This is a genomic window from Edaphobacter dinghuensis, assembly GCF_014640335.1.
GTDB lineage: Bacteria > Acidobacteriota > Terriglobia > Terriglobales > Acidobacteriaceae > Edaphobacter > Edaphobacter dinghuensis.
On sequence record NZ_BMGT01000004.1, the window covers coordinates 398358 to 414716 of the forward strand.

Annotated in this window: 16 protein-coding genes; 11 read left to right on the top strand and 5 right to left on the bottom strand. The window is 58.9% G+C overall.

Features of this window, described 5'->3' with window-relative positions:
* Positions 1 to 58 precede the first annotated feature (58 nt).
* On the top strand, positions 59 to 2131 hold the full coding sequence (yoaA, locus tag IEW09_RS17940; protein ID WP_188555622.1) for a DNA repair helicase YoaA: 2073 nt from the start codon (positions 59 to 61) through the stop codon (positions 2129 to 2131).
* Between the two features lie 12 nt (positions 2132 to 2143).
* Here yoaA and IEW09_RS17945 read toward each other — a convergent pair whose 3' ends face one another.
* Positions 2144 to 3577: an MFS transporter gene (locus IEW09_RS17945; RefSeq protein ID WP_188555623.1), complete on the bottom strand. Its 1434-nt coding sequence runs from the start codon at positions 3575 to 3577 to the stop codon at positions 2144 to 2146.
* Positions 3578 to 3631: 54 nt separating this feature from the next.
* On the opposite strand from IEW09_RS17945, the gene IEW09_RS17950 reads away from it, so the two are divergent.
* The 3 genes from IEW09_RS17950 (at position 3632) to IEW09_RS17960 (ending at position 5073) form a co-directional block, all read left to right on the top strand.
* Positions 3632 to 3880: a hypothetical protein gene (locus IEW09_RS17950; RefSeq protein ID WP_188555624.1), complete on the top strand. Its 249-nt coding sequence runs from the start codon at positions 3632 to 3634 to the stop codon at positions 3878 to 3880.
* A 120-nt stretch (positions 3881 to 4000) separates the two neighbouring features.
* On the top strand, positions 4001 to 4378 hold the full coding sequence (queD, locus tag IEW09_RS17955) for a 6-carboxytetrahydropterin synthase QueD (RefSeq protein WP_188555625.1): 378 nt from the start codon (positions 4001 to 4003) through the stop codon (positions 4376 to 4378).
* An 11-nt stretch (positions 4379 to 4389) separates the two neighbouring features.
* Positions 4390 to 5073, top strand: a complete 684-nt coding sequence (locus IEW09_RS17960) for a 7-carboxy-7-deazaguanine synthase QueE (RefSeq protein ID WP_188555626.1) — start codon at positions 4390 to 4392, stop codon at positions 5071 to 5073.
* 12 nt (positions 5074 to 5085) lie between these two features.
* Here the strand turns inward: IEW09_RS17960 and IEW09_RS17965 are convergent, their stop codons facing one another.
* The 3 genes from IEW09_RS17965 to IEW09_RS17975 form a co-directional block, all read right to left on the bottom strand.
* Positions 5086 to 5574, bottom strand: coding sequence for a DUF1440 domain-containing protein (locus tag IEW09_RS17965; RefSeq protein ID WP_229739424.1), 489 nt, complete (start codon positions 5572 to 5574; stop codon positions 5086 to 5088).
* A 195-nt stretch (positions 5575 to 5769) separates the two neighbouring features.
* Positions 5770 to 6336, bottom strand: a complete 567-nt coding sequence (locus tag IEW09_RS17970) for a hypothetical protein (protein WP_188555628.1) — start codon at positions 6334 to 6336, stop codon at positions 5770 to 5772.
* Positions 6337 to 6390: 54 nt separating this feature from the next.
* Positions 6391 to 7173: an enoyl-CoA hydratase/isomerase family protein gene (locus tag IEW09_RS17975; RefSeq protein WP_188555629.1), complete on the bottom strand. Its 783-nt coding sequence runs from the start codon at positions 7171 to 7173 to the stop codon at positions 6391 to 6393.
* A gap of 44 nt (positions 7174 to 7217) precedes the next feature.
* Between IEW09_RS17975 and ribH the strand changes: the two genes are divergently transcribed.
* Together ribH and nusB are read left to right on the top strand one after the other, a co-directional pair.
* Positions 7218 to 8102, top strand: a complete 885-nt coding sequence (gene ribH, locus IEW09_RS17980; protein WP_188555630.1) for a 6,7-dimethyl-8-ribityllumazine synthase — start codon at positions 7218 to 7220, stop codon at positions 8100 to 8102.
* Positions 8102 to 8524: a transcription antitermination factor NusB gene (gene nusB / locus IEW09_RS17985; protein WP_188555631.1), complete on the top strand. Its 423-nt coding sequence runs from the start codon at positions 8102 to 8104 to the stop codon at positions 8522 to 8524. Before ribH ends, nusB begins: the two co-directional genes overlap by 1 nt.
* A 57-nt stretch (positions 8525 to 8581) precedes the next feature.
* Here nusB and IEW09_RS17990 read toward each other — a convergent pair whose 3' ends face one another.
* Entirely contained in the window at positions 8582 to 10267 is a 1686-nt protein-coding gene (locus tag IEW09_RS17990; RefSeq protein WP_188555632.1) for a S53 family peptidase, read from the bottom strand.
* A gap of 268 nt (positions 10268 to 10535) precedes the next feature.
* Between IEW09_RS17990 and IEW09_RS17995 the strand changes: the two genes are divergently transcribed.
* From IEW09_RS17995 to fucP, 5 genes are all read left to right on the top strand, one after another.
* Positions 10536 to 11834 (top strand): DUF3863 domain-containing protein, encoded by a 1299-nt coding sequence (locus IEW09_RS17995; RefSeq protein ID WP_229739425.1) that lies wholly within the window; start codon positions 10536 to 10538, stop codon positions 11832 to 11834.
* A 64-nt stretch (positions 11835 to 11898) separates the two neighbouring features.
* A complete protein-coding gene (locus IEW09_RS18000) occupies positions 11899 to 12963 on the top strand; it encodes a YVTN family beta-propeller repeat protein (protein WP_188555634.1) in 1065 nt (354 codons plus the stop codon).
* A gap of 116 nt (positions 12964 to 13079) precedes the next feature.
* Positions 13080 to 13916, top strand: coding sequence for an amidohydrolase family protein (locus IEW09_RS18005; RefSeq protein ID WP_188555635.1), 837 nt, complete (start codon positions 13080 to 13082; stop codon positions 13914 to 13916).
* Positions 13917 to 13969: 53 nt separating this feature from the next.
* Positions 13970 to 14971: a zinc-binding alcohol dehydrogenase family protein gene (locus IEW09_RS18010; RefSeq protein WP_188555636.1), complete on the top strand. Its 1002-nt coding sequence runs from the start codon at positions 13970 to 13972 to the stop codon at positions 14969 to 14971.
* Between the two features lie 35 nt (positions 14972 to 15006).
* The gene (gene fucP, locus IEW09_RS18015) at positions 15007 to 16335 is read left to right on the top strand and encodes an L-fucose:H+ symporter permease (protein WP_188555637.1); all 1329 of its coding nucleotides are present in this window, start codon (positions 15007 to 15009) and stop codon (positions 16333 to 16335) included.
* The last annotated feature ends 24 nt before the right edge of the window (positions 16336 to 16359 follow it).

Consider the following 16359-nt stretch of genomic DNA (forward strand, 5'->3'; position numbering starts at 1 on the left):
GCTTCTATTATAGAAAGCGTAGCTCGTCTGTGCCGCCCTATCTCGCGCAAACCATACATTGTCAACGACAGCTCCCATCTCGACCACGCCAGCCCTGCTGGAGAATCTGCCGAATCTGCACAGTTTCTTCTCCCCGGGAGGCACCCTGGCCCGCTCGTCGCTCGCCTTTGAGCACCGCAGGGGCCAGTACGAGATGGCGTGCGCCATTGAGAAGGCGTTCAAGGAGAAGCGGCATCTGATCGTCGAGGCAGGCACGGGAACGGGAAAGACGCTGGCATATCTGCTGCCTGCATTGCGACTTGCGCGGGAGCGGCAGCAACGGGTCATTATTTCGACCGGAACAAAAAATCTTCAGGAGCAGCTTTTTTTCAAGGATGTTCCTTTCCTTGAATCGCTGCTCGGCCCGCTGAAGGTCTGCTACATGAAGGGCCGCAGTAACTATCTCTGCCGCCACAAGCTTTATGCGCTGCGCGATAGTCCGCTGCTCAACGGTCTGGAAGAGATAAGTCAGTTTCACATTCTGGCGCAGTGGGAGAAGACGACCGAGACGGGAGACCGGGCGGAGATCGATGCGCTGCCTGAATCTTCTGCACTGTGGAGCAAGCTTGATGCTCGCACCGAGGCCTGCCTGGGACAAACCTGCCCCGACTGGGAGCGCTGCTTTGTCACCAACATGAGACGCAAAGCGCTTGAGTCGGACATCGTCATCGTCAATCACCATCTCTTTTTTGCCGATCTCAGCATCAAGCAGCAGGCCGCCAATGCTCCCGACGCAGGCATTTTGCCTGAGGCTGGAGCGGTGATCTTCGATGAGGCGCATGAGTTGGAAGAGGTTGCCTCGAACTACTTCGGCATCGGCCTGAGCACGCAACGCTTCGACGAGCTGACGCGCGACATCGAGACGATGCTCAAGAGCAAGGAGGCTTTTTCGTCTTCCATCGTCAACGCCAGCTCGAACGTCAAGGAGCGCGCTCATCGTTTCTTCGCTGCGCTGCCCAGTGAGGATGCGTTTGGTGCTCCGGCGATTGGGCGGATGCCGTTTGAAGACCGCGAAGCTTTTCTTGAGGAGAGTGGTGATACCTATACGGCCACGCTCAACGCGCTGAATCGGCTCGAAGGCGAGCTGGAGTGCGTTAAGAATGTCGAAGAGATTCCCGGCCTGCGCAAGCGAACCGCGGACATTCGTGCGCATCTGGCGTTTCTGCTTGAATCCTCCGATCGCAATACCGTCTTCTGGATCGAGCGCCGCGCAGGCGGAGGCGTGCGCAATCTTGCCCGTGGCGGTGCTATGCCTGCGGCGGTTCACACTCATCTGCAGGCCACGCCTATTGACGTCTCAGAGTTGCTTACTACGTCGCTCTTCGATAACTATTCGAGCGTTGTGTTGACTTCGGCTACGCTCACGGTTTCAGGAGGATTCGACCATATTCGCAAGCGGCTTGGACTAGTCAGCGCTCGTGAATTGATCGTCCCCTCGCACTTCAATTACGAGAAGCAGGCGCTGCTCTATCTGCCGCCGAACATGCCCGATCCGCGTGAGCCTGATTTTCCTGATAAGGCAACAGAGCGCATCCGACGCGTGCTTGAGATCAGCAAGGGGCGTGCCTTCTGCCTGTTTACGAGCTACAAGCAGATGCGCGAGACGCACGACCGCCTGCTGGCTGAGCTGCCTTATAAGCTACTGCTGCACGGCACGGCTCCGCGGCATGTGTTGCTGCAGCAGTTTCGTGACACGCCGAATGCTGTGCTCTTCGGCACATCGAGCTTTTGGCAGGGAGTGGACGTGCAGGGCGAGCAGCTAAGTTGCGTCATCATCGATCGGCTGCCTTTCGCAGTGCCCAGCGATCCTGTCGTCAAGGCGCGGATGGAGGCCATCGAAGCGCTTGGCGGCAAGCCTTTCTTCGACTATCAGATTCCTAACGCTGTTATTACGTTGAAGCAGGGGTTTGGCCGTCTCATTCGGTCGCTTGATGATCGTGGCGTACTGATGCTGCTCGATCCGCGCATCCAGCGTCAGCGGTATGGGCGCATCTTTCTTGAGAGCTTGCCGTCTTATCGGCTTACGCAGGAGATCACTGATGTTGAACAGTTCTTCGCGGGTTCGGGTGAGAAGACAAGTTCTCTCAAATAGACAACGGAAATTTTAGGCGGGGTTGACTTCTACTTCCAATGACTGTGGGCGATGGCCGCTGGTGGTGGCGCCTGCATCGTGCGGCAGGCCGATGCTGTTGAACACGGGGCCGAGAGCGAGAACGGCCATGAAGAGAATGGCGTAGTGAAAGTCACGGAGCTGCGGCGTCGCAGCGGAGTGGCCGTGTGCATGAGCAACCAGACGCAGCGTGATGGCTCCAACTGCGACGCCCATGCCCATGCCGAGCTGCATGACGGCGCTGAGAAATCCGTTGGCACGGCTCATCCGGTTGGACGGAATCTCGGAGTACGCGAGCGTCGTCATGCAGGTGAACTCCATGGACCGGCAAGCGCCGTGGAAGAAGAGGATGGAGACGATCAAGATCGGTGGCGTTGACGGACTCAGTGTCGCGCACAGGGCCATGGATGCTGCGGTAATCACACCATTGACGATGAGGATGTTACGAAATCCGAAGCGGCGAAGTCCCTGGATGACGAAGGCCTTCATACTGAGGTCTCCGCCGAAGAGCGCAAGGAGATAGACACCGGAGCGAAAGGCGTTCAGGCCGAACGAGATCTGAAACATCAGCGGCAGCAGGAACGGCAGCACGGAGACGGCGATGCGGAAGGCGCTTGCACCGTAGACCGAGAGCGAGTACGTCTTCATCTTTATCGATTCGAGATCGATCAGCGATGTCGCCGGGTTGCGGCGGGCGGCCACGATGGCGAATGCGCCGCTCAGCACGCTGAGCGCAAGGATGCCACCGGGAATCTCCCAGCGCACATCTCCGACGCCGAGCTTTTCCATTGCATAGACCGCTCCGGTAGAGGCCAGACCGGCCAGCAGGAAGGTGAGCCAATCGAAGGGGTGCCTCTCGTCGGTGCGAACATTTTCGACCCAGAGCATCGTCAGGATGAGAGCCAGGATGCCGAGGGGAAGGTTGAGAAAAAAGATCCAGTGCCAGCTCATGTAGGTCGTGATGAAACCGCCCAGAGGAGGCCCGATGACGAGCGCGGTCAAGCCTGGCCAACTGATGTACGCAATAGCCTGGGCGAGCTGGTCTTTCGGCGTGCTTCGCAGCACGACAAGGCGACCCACCGGCACCATCATCGCTCCGCCGATGCCTTGCAGGATGCGCATCAGCGTGAACTGAGTAAGCGTGTGCGATACGCCGCAGAGGAGGGAAGCCAGCGTAAAGACACCAATTGCTGAGGCAAAGACAGTTCGAGAGCCGACTCGGTCGGCCACCCATCCGCTAATGGGGATGAAGACGGCCAGCGTCAATAGATACGCCGTCATTCCGATGTTCAGGCTGACTGCGCTGACGTGAAAGCTGTGCGACATCTGCGGCAGCGCCGTGGCGATAATCGTGCCGTCCAGATTCTCCATGAAAAAAGCACCCGCGATGAGCGTGGTGACGTACAGCGGCGAGCGGACTTTCTTCATTTCTTTAGTTTACGAAAAGAAAGGTCCCGGTCGCCGTAAAATAGAGTCATCCATATGGGACGCAACCTTTACATCCTTGCCGGAACGTTGCTGATCTTCGCGATGGTCTCTTTCGGTGTCTCTTATACCAACATTGCGCAGCAGCCTGGCTCTCCGGGCGATACGTCTCTTTGGCGAACGATGGGCCTCGCGCTCTTCTTTATCAGCATGGTGGTTTCGCTTGCCGCTGTCCTCTCGTCGCTCTTCGAGCAGGCTGAGCGCCATACCGAGGAGCAGCGTCGTCAGGAGCGCAAAAAGCGTTAGGCCACTCGAAGACGGTACAATGAAGGTAAACAGGCTTTCGAGGACGTAAGCCACGCTGAAAGCCGCGCCGCCCCAGCTCCAAATCCAGCCTGATGCGGCGGTTGAAGGGATCGTAGAAACATGTTTGAAGTCACCGTAGAAGCCGGTTTTTCCTCCGGCCACTACCTCCGCAACTATCGCGGCAAGTGCGAGAACCCGCACGGCCACAACTATAAGGTCTTCGTTACGTTGATCGGCGCCGATCTTGACGAAGCCGGTCTTCTGCTCGACTTCAAGCTGCTCAAACAGGTCATGCGTCCCGTCGTCGATTATCTCGATCACCAGATGATCAACGACCTTGAGCCCTTCACGACGGTCAATCCGTCGGCGGAAAATCTTGCACGCTACTTTTATCAGGAGACGGCAAAGCAGCTTCATGAGATGACTGAGGGCCGCGTCCGCATCAAGGACTGCACTCTCTACGAGACCGATACCAGCTTTGCCCGCTACTACGAGTAAGCCTTCTCGAAATGTACTTAATCGAACTCTACAAATCCGTTCAGGGCGAATCTTCTTTCACAGGACTTCCCTGCATCTTCGTCCGTTTTGCGGGCTGCAATTTGCGCTGTGCCTGGTGCGACTCGGAGTACACCTTCACTGGGGGCAAGCCTTTTAGCGAGGATGAGGTCGTCGCCCAGATCGAAGCGCTTGCACCGTGCAAGCTGGTCGAGTTCACCGGTGGCGAGCCGATGCTGCAGGCGAAGGAGCTTCTGCCGCTGATGCAGCGACTGCTCGCGCAGGATTACACGCTGATGATGGAGACCTCAGGCGAGCGTCCACTGGCCGAGGTTCCGAAAGCGGTTCACAAGATCGTCGACGTGAAATGTCCGGGAGCAGGCGCGGCGGCTAATAGCTTTCGTCTTGAAAATCTCGATGCGCTCACTAAAGACGACGAGGTAAAGTTCGTCATCAGCAATCGCGAAGACTATGAGTTTGCCCGCGACTTTATTTGTCAGCACGATCTGAACAACAAGGCTGGAGGCATATTGCTCAGCCCGGCTTTCCAGCAGACGCCCAGCCCGCAGCGCACGGCGGACAATATGGCGCTCGATCCGCGCAAGCTGGTTGAATGGATGCTTGCTGATGGCCTCGATGCACGGCTTTCGCTGCAGATCCACAAGTTCATCTGGGAGCCGATGAAGAAGGGCGTCTAGCTTCTCTAAAAGCTATCGCAGAACCTTTCTCACCACTCGTCGCACTGTCTCCGTCACCACGCCAAATATCGCATGCGAGGCCATCTCGCTGGTGCGCTCGCGTGTCGTCTGTTGCTCCGGGGGAGCGGACAATCCCATAGCAGGTAGCGCTCCTTCGTGAGTCAATGAAGCGAGTGCCATGCCGAAGCCTGCGCCGTCTTTCGCTGTAGCGGCAGGGTAGAATTCTGCGAGCGCGCCATAGGCTGCTCCGGTCAGTGCGCCGAATCCCCAATGAATCGTCTCCGCGGCTACGGCTTTTTGATCTGCTGTCAGCTCATGTCCTGCCAGCTTTTCCGCGAGCACCGACGGAGGCTCGGGCTCTCCATGCGTGCGCGGGGGATAGACCCTCTCCGCAATACTTTTGGCCGCTGTAGCTACCAACCCACCGATGAGACCGGCAACCATGCCCTTGAGCAGCGACTTGGCAGGCCCAGTCTTTCGTTCTTCTTGTGTCTCACTCACTCGCTCACCTCGATATCCTCTCATTTCCTATCGTCTAGCGGTTGGATGCATTCCATCTCTCTCAGGCTGTGTCGGTGGACATACACGGTCTCATGCAAGTGCATGTGTAGTATGCAGATCGCCACTGTTTGTATTGAGAGTGAAGAAGAGCCTTCGTGTACTTGTCACTGAGGCGATTATGGAGAAGCCGGAGACTTAGCTCTTTCCCGAATCGCTCCAGTCGTATACCACAATGCCGAGATTGTTCAGTGTATTGACGACCGTCTCCATGTTGCGCCGTACCTGGGGCCGCGCATTGACCGGCACCTCGTGCGCCTCTTCGACTGCGATCACCCGGCCATAGGGCCACGATGTCTGCGGAATGGCATTGAGTGCGGCGGAGAGCTCATTCAGGCGCACATTCAAATCGCGACGCCGCGCGCCCATGGGACGCAGCAGGCCGCCTTTCCCAAGATCGCTGGTGTTGGCATCGGCGAGCATCACATGCACCGTCACCATGCTGCCCTGAACGGTCAGATAAGGGTTCTGCCAGAGGTTAAGGCTCTTGACGGCCATGTACTGTGCCTTCGATGGCAGCGGTATGGACTGCATCTCCTGCTTGGCCTGGGTAGCCTCCTCCTGTTGCTCGGCGGCGATCGCGCGCATCTCAGCCTGGCTTGGCGTGGAGGTATGGGTGCAGCCGGTGAGTATCACTGGAAGGAGAAGGGCTGGGAGCAGAGCAAGGTGGAGGATGGGTCGTGGGCTACGCACGAATACGAGCATATCAAGCGGGTACTCCTTCAGAAAAGTGCCAAAACGCAAAGTTTCCCCCTGTTTTTACCGTCCTGCCCATTTTGGAGACCGCTTCTCCAGAAACGCGGCTGTTCCTTCGGACTTATCGGCTGTTCCGCAGAGCCGCCCGAATATTGCCGCCTCCACCTTCATGGCGTCGTCGATCCCCAGCCCGTTCCCTCGCTCGACGGCCTCCAGGCATCCGGCCACGGCCAGCGGAGCCATTGCCGCGATTGCGCCGGCCAGCTCCTTTGCTCGATCCATTAATTGTTCGGGTGGCAAGACCTCGTCTACCAGTCCGATCCGGAGTGCCTCGGCCGCTCCAATCATCTCTCCTGTCAGCATCAGGCGAAGGGCCGACGACCGCCCGACAAGCCGCGGCAGGCGTTGAGTGCCACCGTATCCCGGCACCAGGCCGAGCTTTACCTCCGGCTGTCCCAGACGGGCTGTTTCGCTGGCGAGACGGATGGTGCAGGCCATCGCCAACTCGCATCCGCCACCAAGTGCGAAGCCGTTGATGCAGGCGATCACCGGCTTGCCGCAGGTCTCGATCAGCCGAAATACGCCTTGCCCTCGGCGCGCCTTGGCTTCGCCGGATATTGCATCGGTTGCTGCAAGCTCATTGATGTCGGCACCTGCTGCGAATGCCTTTTCCCCGGCACCGGTCAATAGGATCACGCGAACGGAAGAATCGCTGGCGAGGGCCGTAAAGACTGCTTCCAACTCGTCGAAGACCTTGGTGTTCAATGCATTCAGAACCTTGGGCCGGTTCAGGGTTACAGTCGCGATCTGCTCGTGGACCTCGCACAGCAGCGTCTCGTAGTTCACGGAGCTCTCCTTCGGGTTGCATCTCAGACGATACAATCGAACTTATGATTAAGGGAATTACGGTTGTCAGCGCCGTTTCTTCGGCAGATACGTTCGAGCGGCTTAACAGCCTGCTTGCCGCGCTGGGTTTTGAGCCGGGTAAAAGCTGGCAGGACAAGGACGGCAAGGGACACGGTTCCGAGCATCTCGCGCCTCTGGGGAACCTTGAGTTTGTCACTGGCAGATCGCCTTCGGTCCCGCCGCTGCTGATTGAGGTCACGCAGCTCGATCAGGTTCATGCCGCGGTAGAGAGGTGGATGTTGGCCTACTATCGCACCGAAGAGATTGAGCAGTTGCTCTCGGCGCCGGAGCTTACGAAGTGGAACAGCCGTCTGTTTACGGTCAGGATTGCGACCGGGGAAGCAGAGGCGCTGACGCTGGGCTTTTGGCAGTCAGAGAATCCGCTGCACAATAAGCCGCTTGCCATCGAAGGCGATCTGTCTGCCGCTGGAATGCGGTTTGCCATCGTGACTGCGCGCTGGAATGCGGTCATTACCGACCGGTTGTTGCAGGGATCGCTGGATGGGCTGTATCGAAGCGGTGCGGCTAAGGCCGATGTGGAGATCGTTCGTGTGCCGGGTGCGTGGGAGATTCCGTCGGCTGCGCGCACGCTGGCTGAGTCGAAGCGGTTCGATGCAATCATTACGCTGGGCTGCCTGTTGCGTGGCGAGACCGCACACTATGAGGCCATTTATACCGAGGTGGCGCGGGGCATCGGCCAGTCGCAGCAGGAGACGGGTGTTCCTCATGCCTTTGGTGTGCTGACCTGCGAGACGCTGGAGCAGGCGCTCGACCGGGCAGGCGTGAAGGCTGGAAATAAAGGGTTTGAGGCTGCGATTGCAGCGATTGAGATGGTGTCGATCCAGAAGAAGCTGGCGGTGAAGCGCTAATGGGAACTCGCCGTAAATCGCGTGAATTGACGATGCAGATGCTGTTTCAGGGCGATCTAGGCAAACAGAGCCCCGAGGAGGTGCGTAAGCTCTTCTGGCCCTCGCGGGACGATGTGGACGCGGAGACCCGTGGTTTTGCCGAAGATCTGTACCGCATCGCAACTTCGCGGCAGACTGAGATCGATGCCTTGATTGAAGCCCACGCGCAGAACTGGCGGATCGAGCGCATGCCGGTGGTGGATCGCAGCCTGCTTCGCACGGCTGTGGCTGAGATGCTGGGATTTCCTAATACACCGGCGGCGATCGTCATTAACGAGTCGCTGGAGGTAGGGCGGCGCTATGCTGCACCGGAGTCGATCCACTTTCTCAATGGCGTGCTCGATGCGATTGCACGCGACTTGATGAAGAAGCGACTGGCTTAGGTCTTATCCTTTCGGTAGGGAAAAGAGAGGCACCAGCTTAGGGTGCCTCTCTTTTTTTTATCGCTTCGGTTTTTTTGTGGACTTCTTTTTGGTCGGCTTTGGCTTAGAGGGCTTCTTGCCGGAGGTAGTGCCAGCGGCCAGAAGCGGGATGAGGGTGCTGGTGATGGGGGAGCCGAGACCGGTGCAGGCGTCCCAGCCGGGACCAGCGCTGAAGCTGCCATTATTGCCCGAGGTGATGTCGCGGAAGCCGGATTTGGCCTTGGCAGCGTAGATCTGAGGTTGAAGAAACCCTGCGGCTTTGCCGTTCTGTTGGTTAGCTACGGCGATGAGACCTGCCCACAGCGGAGCCACGGCGCTGGTGCCTCCAATGACCATTGTCTGGCCGTCGACGCGGACGGTGTACCCGGTGGCGGGGTCGGCGTCGCCGCAGACGTCGGGGACGCCTCGGCCTCCGGCGCTGTTGCTCGGCGCGGGCACATTGGAGTTGGCCTGCCAGGAGGGGAGAGGGAAGACGTTGCTGACGCCTCCGCCGGTGGCTCCCTCATTGCTGGCCTGCTCGTTCCAGACGACCTCGCTGGAAATGGTGCTTCCGCTGCCGGTGAGGGTGGTTCCTCCGCAGGCGAGCACGTGAGGGCTGGAGGAAGGGAAGTCGACGTTATTGCCAGTGCCGCCGTCGGAAGAGCCGTTGTCGCCTGCGGCTACGGTGATGGAGATGCCGAGGGCGGCGGCGGACTGGCAGGCGGAGTCAAGTGCGGTCATGGCCTGCTGTGTCCAGTTGGCCTCTGCCGAACCCCAGCTGATGGAGATGACGCTGGGCTTGTTGGTGGTGTCGTGGATGGCGGTGTCGAGGCCGTCGAGAAAACCCTGATCGGTGTTGGGGGCAAAATAGACGGCGATGTTGGCTCCGGGGGCTACGGCGGCGGCGACCTCGATGTCGAGCATCACTTCGCCATCAGCGCTGTCGGCGGTGGATGGGCTGTTCTTGGCTCCGTCGACGGAGACAGCCGTGACGTTGGGTGCGGGCTGGCCGAGAGTCTTGAAGTAGGCGGTCAGATCGGCGGCCCGGTAGCCTCCGCCTAGCTCGAGGATGCCGATGGTCTGGCCTGCGCCGCTGGCGTTGGCCGGGAACTGGTAGAGCTGGGCGACCTGGACGGGGGTGTAGGAGATGTCGGCCTGGGCCCGGACTTGGGGCGTGGCGAAGCCTCCACCCTGCCCGAGAGGGGTGCTGCTTCCATGGGCGATGCGAAAGTGGGGCTGGGCCTGGGGGCGGTTATCGAGGCCGAGAACGGCTTCGATCTTGCCGGAGAGCTCGGACGGAAGGGTGATGCTGCCTTCGCGGATGCGATAGGTTGCAGCCTCATTGGTCTTGTGCACAAGGGTGGTGCCGAAGGCTCTCTGCATGTTGGCGATAGTGCCGGTGAGTTTGAGGATGCAGCTGCCGGGGATGGGGGTACCGGCGACGGGGGTGAGTCCATACTCTTTGGCGAAGGCGCGGACGAGCTTGAGGGCGTTGGGGTCGGGGCCGTGGGACTGGCGAAACTGGACGCGGGTGAGGCGCTCTTTGCCCAGGCGATTTGCGGCTTTGAGCGGCGTCTTGCACTTCACCACGACCGAGACGGTAATTTGCCTGGCGGGAGGAACAGGTTTTTCGACGGCGGGTTGGATGAAGCTGGGCTTTTGGCTGCCGGGAAGGACGATGCGGCTCTGCGTCGTGAAGTTGGCTGCGGATTTTTTTATCGGCATGGAAGGAGGCTCCCGAGAGTGTGATGCTGCGGAGACCGTTACCGTATGTGGATTTTCCTTAAATGCTGTGAGGCGAGCCGCACGGATCTGCGCGGTGAGTGGAATACGGCTGCTAGTATGGCTCCTGCCGGGGAACGAACATCTACCGAAGCGGTGGCGGCAATTGATGAGATTGGGGTATAGGCCTTTGAGCAGCAACTGGAGCAGGCGGCATTTTCTTGAGGGAGCGGCAGGTTCGGCGGCATCTCTTGCACTGTGCGGAACGGGGGTGGGCACCCGTGCCCTGGCAGAAGGACTTCCTCGCTTGTCTCCTTTGCAGGGACGGTTTCTGACCCATGTTTCGGTTGTGCGCGTGAACCAGATTGAGGTAACTCCCACTCGCTCGATCGGTGAGGATGAGCATCTCGATAACAGCCCCGGCCATATCCGCTCGCGGCGAGAGGCCTTTGCTCGGGGATGCCCAAACGGGAAGATGACGTGGGCCATCAGTTGGCTGGCTTTAAAAGACGACCGGGATGAGTACAAGCAGGCGCGGAAGCTGTTGGCCTCGTACCACGACCGTTATGGTGACGAGATCACCTTTATTCCCGGCGGCTACTTTGCACCGATGTATGACACGCGCGACCACATCCGACAGACGATGCATGATGCTCTGGGGATCGTCTCCGACATGGTTGGCAGAGGCTATCGCCCGGAGTGTGTGGTGGCGGGCTTTATGGACGCCGAAAATCAGAGGCTGCTGTCTACTGAAGAGGGCATTCATGTGTGCCAGGGACAGATCTGGAGCCAACACGGCATCGATCACGGCGACGGCGATGGAGGCATCTGCTACCCCTATTATCCCAGCCGCGAACACTATCTAAAGCCCGCGCAGGGGCCCGCCGACTTTATCGACTGCGTCTGCCTCGATGGGTGGACCTGCGATTTCCTGACCGCGCGAAGAGATGGCTTTCAGGGAGGCTTCAATAGTCGGATGGGAGTAGGACCGATTGAGACAGTGGGCAATCTGGGCAAGGAAGTAGGCCGCAAAGAGATGATGGATACCACCGCCGTGCACTTCGATCGCGGCCACGCACTGAACGGCTTTGGTTGGGTAACGGGCATCTGGGAGGTATCGGTGGGCCACGACGAGGACCTGACCTACTGGCTGCAAAACATACACGACAGATGGCCGGATACGCAGGTCATCACCGAAGGCGCGTTTGGGTTGGAGTGGCGCAAGCATACGCCCAGCAATGCGTCGCTCAACTACCGGTTTGACGAGAAAGGGACCGGCGCGCCGGGTTCGGAGAAGAACCTCGAGATCGAGTGGTTCATGAACCGCGAGTTTCGGCTGGCGCTCTTGCACGACTGGACGAAGAACAGCCCCGCCATGGCGATCGACTTTACGCGGTATGACCTGAAGGCTGAAGAGCCGCAAGGGCTGCAACGGGAGTGGAGCCTGATGAATGTGCTCAACCAGAAAGGCATGCGGCCGCAGGATAAGCCGAAGCGACTGGGGCAACTGAGCGCCGAAGACCAGCGCATGATCTTTGAGCGGTATCCCGAGCTGAAAAGCCGAGCTTGATCAGGAGTTTATGGAGTGTCTTAATTTCTGGCGTTATGGCGAGGTTTAGGGGTACGCTCAACGCATGAAAGCTCTTGTTCACGCTTCTGTTCCCGTCGTCTATCTATGCCTCTCCGGTTTTCTCTATGGGCAGAGCAAACCTTCGGCATCGCTGCTGGTGCTCTCGAAGCAGGAGCACAGCTTGAGTGTCGTCGATCCTTCGAGCTTGCGTCTGCTCGCCAAGGTGCCGGTGGGCAATGATCCTCATGAGGTGATTGCGTCGGAGGATGGCAAGACAGCGTATGTCTCGAACTATGGCTTCGGCGCGTACAACACGCTCACCGTGGTCGATCTGGTAACGGATAAAAGAGTTAAGACGATAGACCTTGGTCCGCTGCGCGGGCCTCATGGACTTACGTTTGAAGAAGGCAAGACGTGGTTTACTGCCGAAGGCGCCAAGGCGATTGGCCGCTACGACCCCGCTACCGGTAAGGTCGATTGGATTCTTGGTACAGGGCAGAACCGCACCCACATGATTTATGTCTCGAAAGACGGGCAACGCATCGTTACGACCAACGTCAATTCGGGGACGGTAAGCATCATCGACCAGGAGCCGGTGCGGATGCCTGGGCCTCCGCCTGGAGTCCACGGACCTGGCGGAATGCCGCCACCACCGCCGGGTGGGCCTGGCGGCGCGGCTCGCACTGATTGGAACGAGACGGTGGTCCGTGTCGGCAATGGCTCCGAGGGCTTTGATGTCTCTCCCGATGGCAAGGAGATCTGGGTTGCCAATGCGCAGGACGGCACGCTCTCTGTCATTAATTTTCAGCAGAAGAAGGTCGTCGATACACTGGCCATCAACGTTCATGGAGCGAACCGGCTGAAGTTCACCCCTGACGGCAGGCGTGTACTGGTGTCGAGTGGGTCGGAGCTTGTCGTTCTGGATGCGAGTACACGCAAAGTGATCAAGCGCATTCCTATCGGTCACGGCTCAGGCGGTGTGCTGGTAGATCCCGATGGTACGCGAGCGTTTGCCGCGTGCGGCCCCGATAACTACGTTGCGATCATCGATCTGAAGACGCTTGCGGTGACGGGTCACATTGAGGCTGGCGGCGAGCCCGACGGTATGGCCTGGGCTGTCAGACGCTGACCTGCTTCTTGAAGAAGGATGCGTGCGGAGCCAGTCGTAGCGCGGCTGCGATAGACTGGGCTCGTGTTTTTTCGCGGTGATAGTTGCCGCCGAGCGAGCTGAAGGGGACGAAGAGAGTGGCAGAAAAGGTTGATGCGCATCACCATCTTTGGCGATATACGCCAAAGGAATATGGGTGGATCGATGACGAGATGACGGCGCTGCGCAGAGATTTTCTGCCGCAGGATTTAGTGCGCGAGATTGCGGCGGCGGGAATCGACAGCACGGTGGCGGTGCAGGCGCGGCAGACGATGGAGGAGACTCGCTGGCTGTTGCAGATGGCTGACGAGTGTGAGGCGATTCGCGGTGTGGTGGGATGGGCTCCGATTGCCGGGGAGGATTTTCCCGGGGTGATGGAGGAGTTCGAGTTCAGGCCGAAGCTGAAGGGGCTACGGCATGTGATTCAGGGAGAGAAGGACGAGAACTACATTCTGCGTGAGGACTTCAACTCCGGCATTCGTACGTTGCTGGGTAGCGGGCTGGTGTACGACATCCTGATCTACGAGCGGCAGCTTCCGCAGACGATTGACTTTGTGGACGAACACCCGGAGCAGGTGTTTGTGCTGGACCATATGGCCAAGCCGCTGATTCGCGAGGGGCTGCTGGAGCCCTGGGCAACACGGATGCGTGAGCTGGGCAAGCGAGAGAACGTTTGGTGCAAGGTGTCGGGTTTGGTGACGGAGGCGGACTGGAAGGCATGGACGCCGGAGTCGCTGCGGCCTTATCTGGATGTGGTGGTGGAAGCGTTTGGACCGCACCGGTTGATGGCCGGTTCGGACTGGCCAGTTTGTCTGGTGGGATGTGAGTACGGGCGCTGGTTCGAGGTGCTGCAGAGTTACTTCGCCGACTTTAGCGAGTCCGAACGGGAGGCCGTATTTGGCGCAACCGCGACGGCGGTGTATGGGTTGGAGTAGATTTTGTGAAAGACTATTTTCCTATTTGAAAATAGATTGATCGGAGTTTTTTGATGAAGGCGTTTCGGATGGAAGGGCCTGAGGCTGCGTCTGTGGCCGAGGTCCCGGAGGTTGCAGCACCGGTTGGTGAAGCTTTGCTGCGGGTGAAGATGGTGGGAATGTGCGGGACGGATCTGAACACGTTTCGCGGCCGTAACGCGATGGTGACGTTTCCGCGTATACCGGGACATGAAGTTGCGGCTGAGGTTGTTGAAGGCGGTGGTGCTTTTGCGGCGGGGACTCTGGTGACCATTTCGCCTTATACGAGCTGCGGAAAGTGCGCTTCGTGCAGGCGTGGAAGGGCGAACGCCTGTCAGTTCAACGAGACGATGGGTGTGCAGCGCGATGGAGCGATGACGGAGTACATCAGCGTTCCGGTAGAGAAGCTGTATGCGGCAAAGCTGTCGATTCAAGAGCTGTGCCTGGTTGAACCGTTGACGGTTGGATTTCATGCAGCGGCGCGTGGACGGGTGAATGCGGAGGACACAGTTGCAGTGTTTGGATGTGGTGGTGTCGGGTTGGGCGCGATTGCTTCGGCGGCGTTTCGTGGGGCGGAGACGATCGCGATCGATATGGACGACGCCAAGCTGGAGATTGCGCGCAAGGCCGGTGCGAAGCACCTGATCCACTCGAAGAACGAAGACTTGCACGAGCGGTTGAGCGCCATTACGGGTGGGCATGGGCCGGATGTGATGATCGAGGCGATTGGTCTGCCGCAGACCTTTCGTGCGGCGGTGGAAGAGGTCGCGTTCACTGGTCGCGTGGTCTACATCGGCTATGCGAAGGAGCCGGTGGCGTATGAGACGCGACTGTTCGTGCAGAAAGAACTCGATGTTATGGGTAGCAGGAATGCGCTGCCGGAGGACTTTCGCGAAGTGATCCGCATGCTCGAGGCTGGACGATTCCCAGTGGAGGATGCGGTGAGCGCAGTGGTTCCTCTCACTGAGGCAGGGCGGATGCTGGGAGAGTGGAGTGCGGCTCCCGCGAAGTTTACGAAGATTATGGTGGAGATTTAAAGCTTAGGAACAGAGTTCAGGATTGAGGGATTGAGATGCAGATTTCTACGCCGGTTGGCGGAAGTACGAAGGTTGATGATGGCACGAAGCACCCCATGTTTCCTGTGGGGCACCTGCTGCCGTTTATTTTTGTGACGGTACTGTTTTTTCTGTGGGGGATGTCGAATAACCTGACCGACATTCTGGTGCAGCAGTTCAGAAAGTCGTTCGAGCTGTCGCAGTTCAGCGCACAACTAGTGCAGACTGCGAACTTCTTCGGCTACTTCTGCATGGCGATTCCCGCCGCGCTGCTGATGCGCAAGTGGGGCTATAAGGCCGGAATGGTGACCGGGTTGGTCATCTTCGGGGCGGGAATGGTGCTGTTCTGGCCTGCGGCGGTGAGCGGGCAATACTCGCTGTTTTTGATCGCGCTGTTTACGGTGGGCAGCGGTGCCTCGGTGCTTGAGACGGCGGCGAACCCATTCATCGCGCAGTTTGGCGACCCGCACACTTCGGAGCAGCGGCTGAACTTCTCGCAGGCGTTCAACCCTCCGGGGACGATTACGGGAGTGCTGATCGGGACTTACTTTATCTTCTCGGGCGTAGAGCCGAACGCCGTGCAGATTGCAGCGATGAAGCTGGCAGGCACGTATCATGCCTATCTTCATAGCGAGATCATGCGCGTGGTGCCCACGTATCTGACGTTTGGTGTGGTGGTGCTGCTGTGCGCTCTGATTCTTTCGCGTACGAAGTTTCCGGTGATGACGTCGGAGCATGAGGGAGAAGGCGAGAACCACGGCAGCTTTGGAGAACTGCTGCGAGTTCCAGCGATCTGGATTGCTGTGGCAGCGAACTTCTGCAACGTAGGCGCGCAGATCTCTTCGTGGAGCAGCTTGATTCCTTATATGAAGCAGTACACCATAGTGAGCGAGAGGACTGCTGCACTGTATCTGCTGGCGACGTTGATTGCGATGGCGGCGGGCCGTTTTGTTTCGACTCCACTGATGCGCTTTGTGCGGCCTAGCCGAATGCTCGCGCTTTATGGTGTTGTCAACGCTCTGCTGATGCTGGTGGCAGTCAATCGCCCGGGGCTAATGGGGGCGTGGGCAGTTGTAGCCAGCGGATTCTTCATCTCGATCATGTATCCCACGATCTTCGCCCTGGGGTTGAAGGGGCTGGGACGAAACACCAAGATCGGCGGCTCATTGCTGGTGATGGCAATCGTCGGCGGAGCGATCTTTCCGCCGGTGGCTGGGCTGATTGCCCGGCAGACGGGAAGTGTGGCGCTCGGATATCTGGTGCCGATGGCGGGATTCTGTGGGGTGGCTCTCTACGGCTTCTACCAGTCGACGCAGCGAAGCTTGCTGTCGGGACCGGCATACTGAGAACATTGAACTAAATGGGGCGCG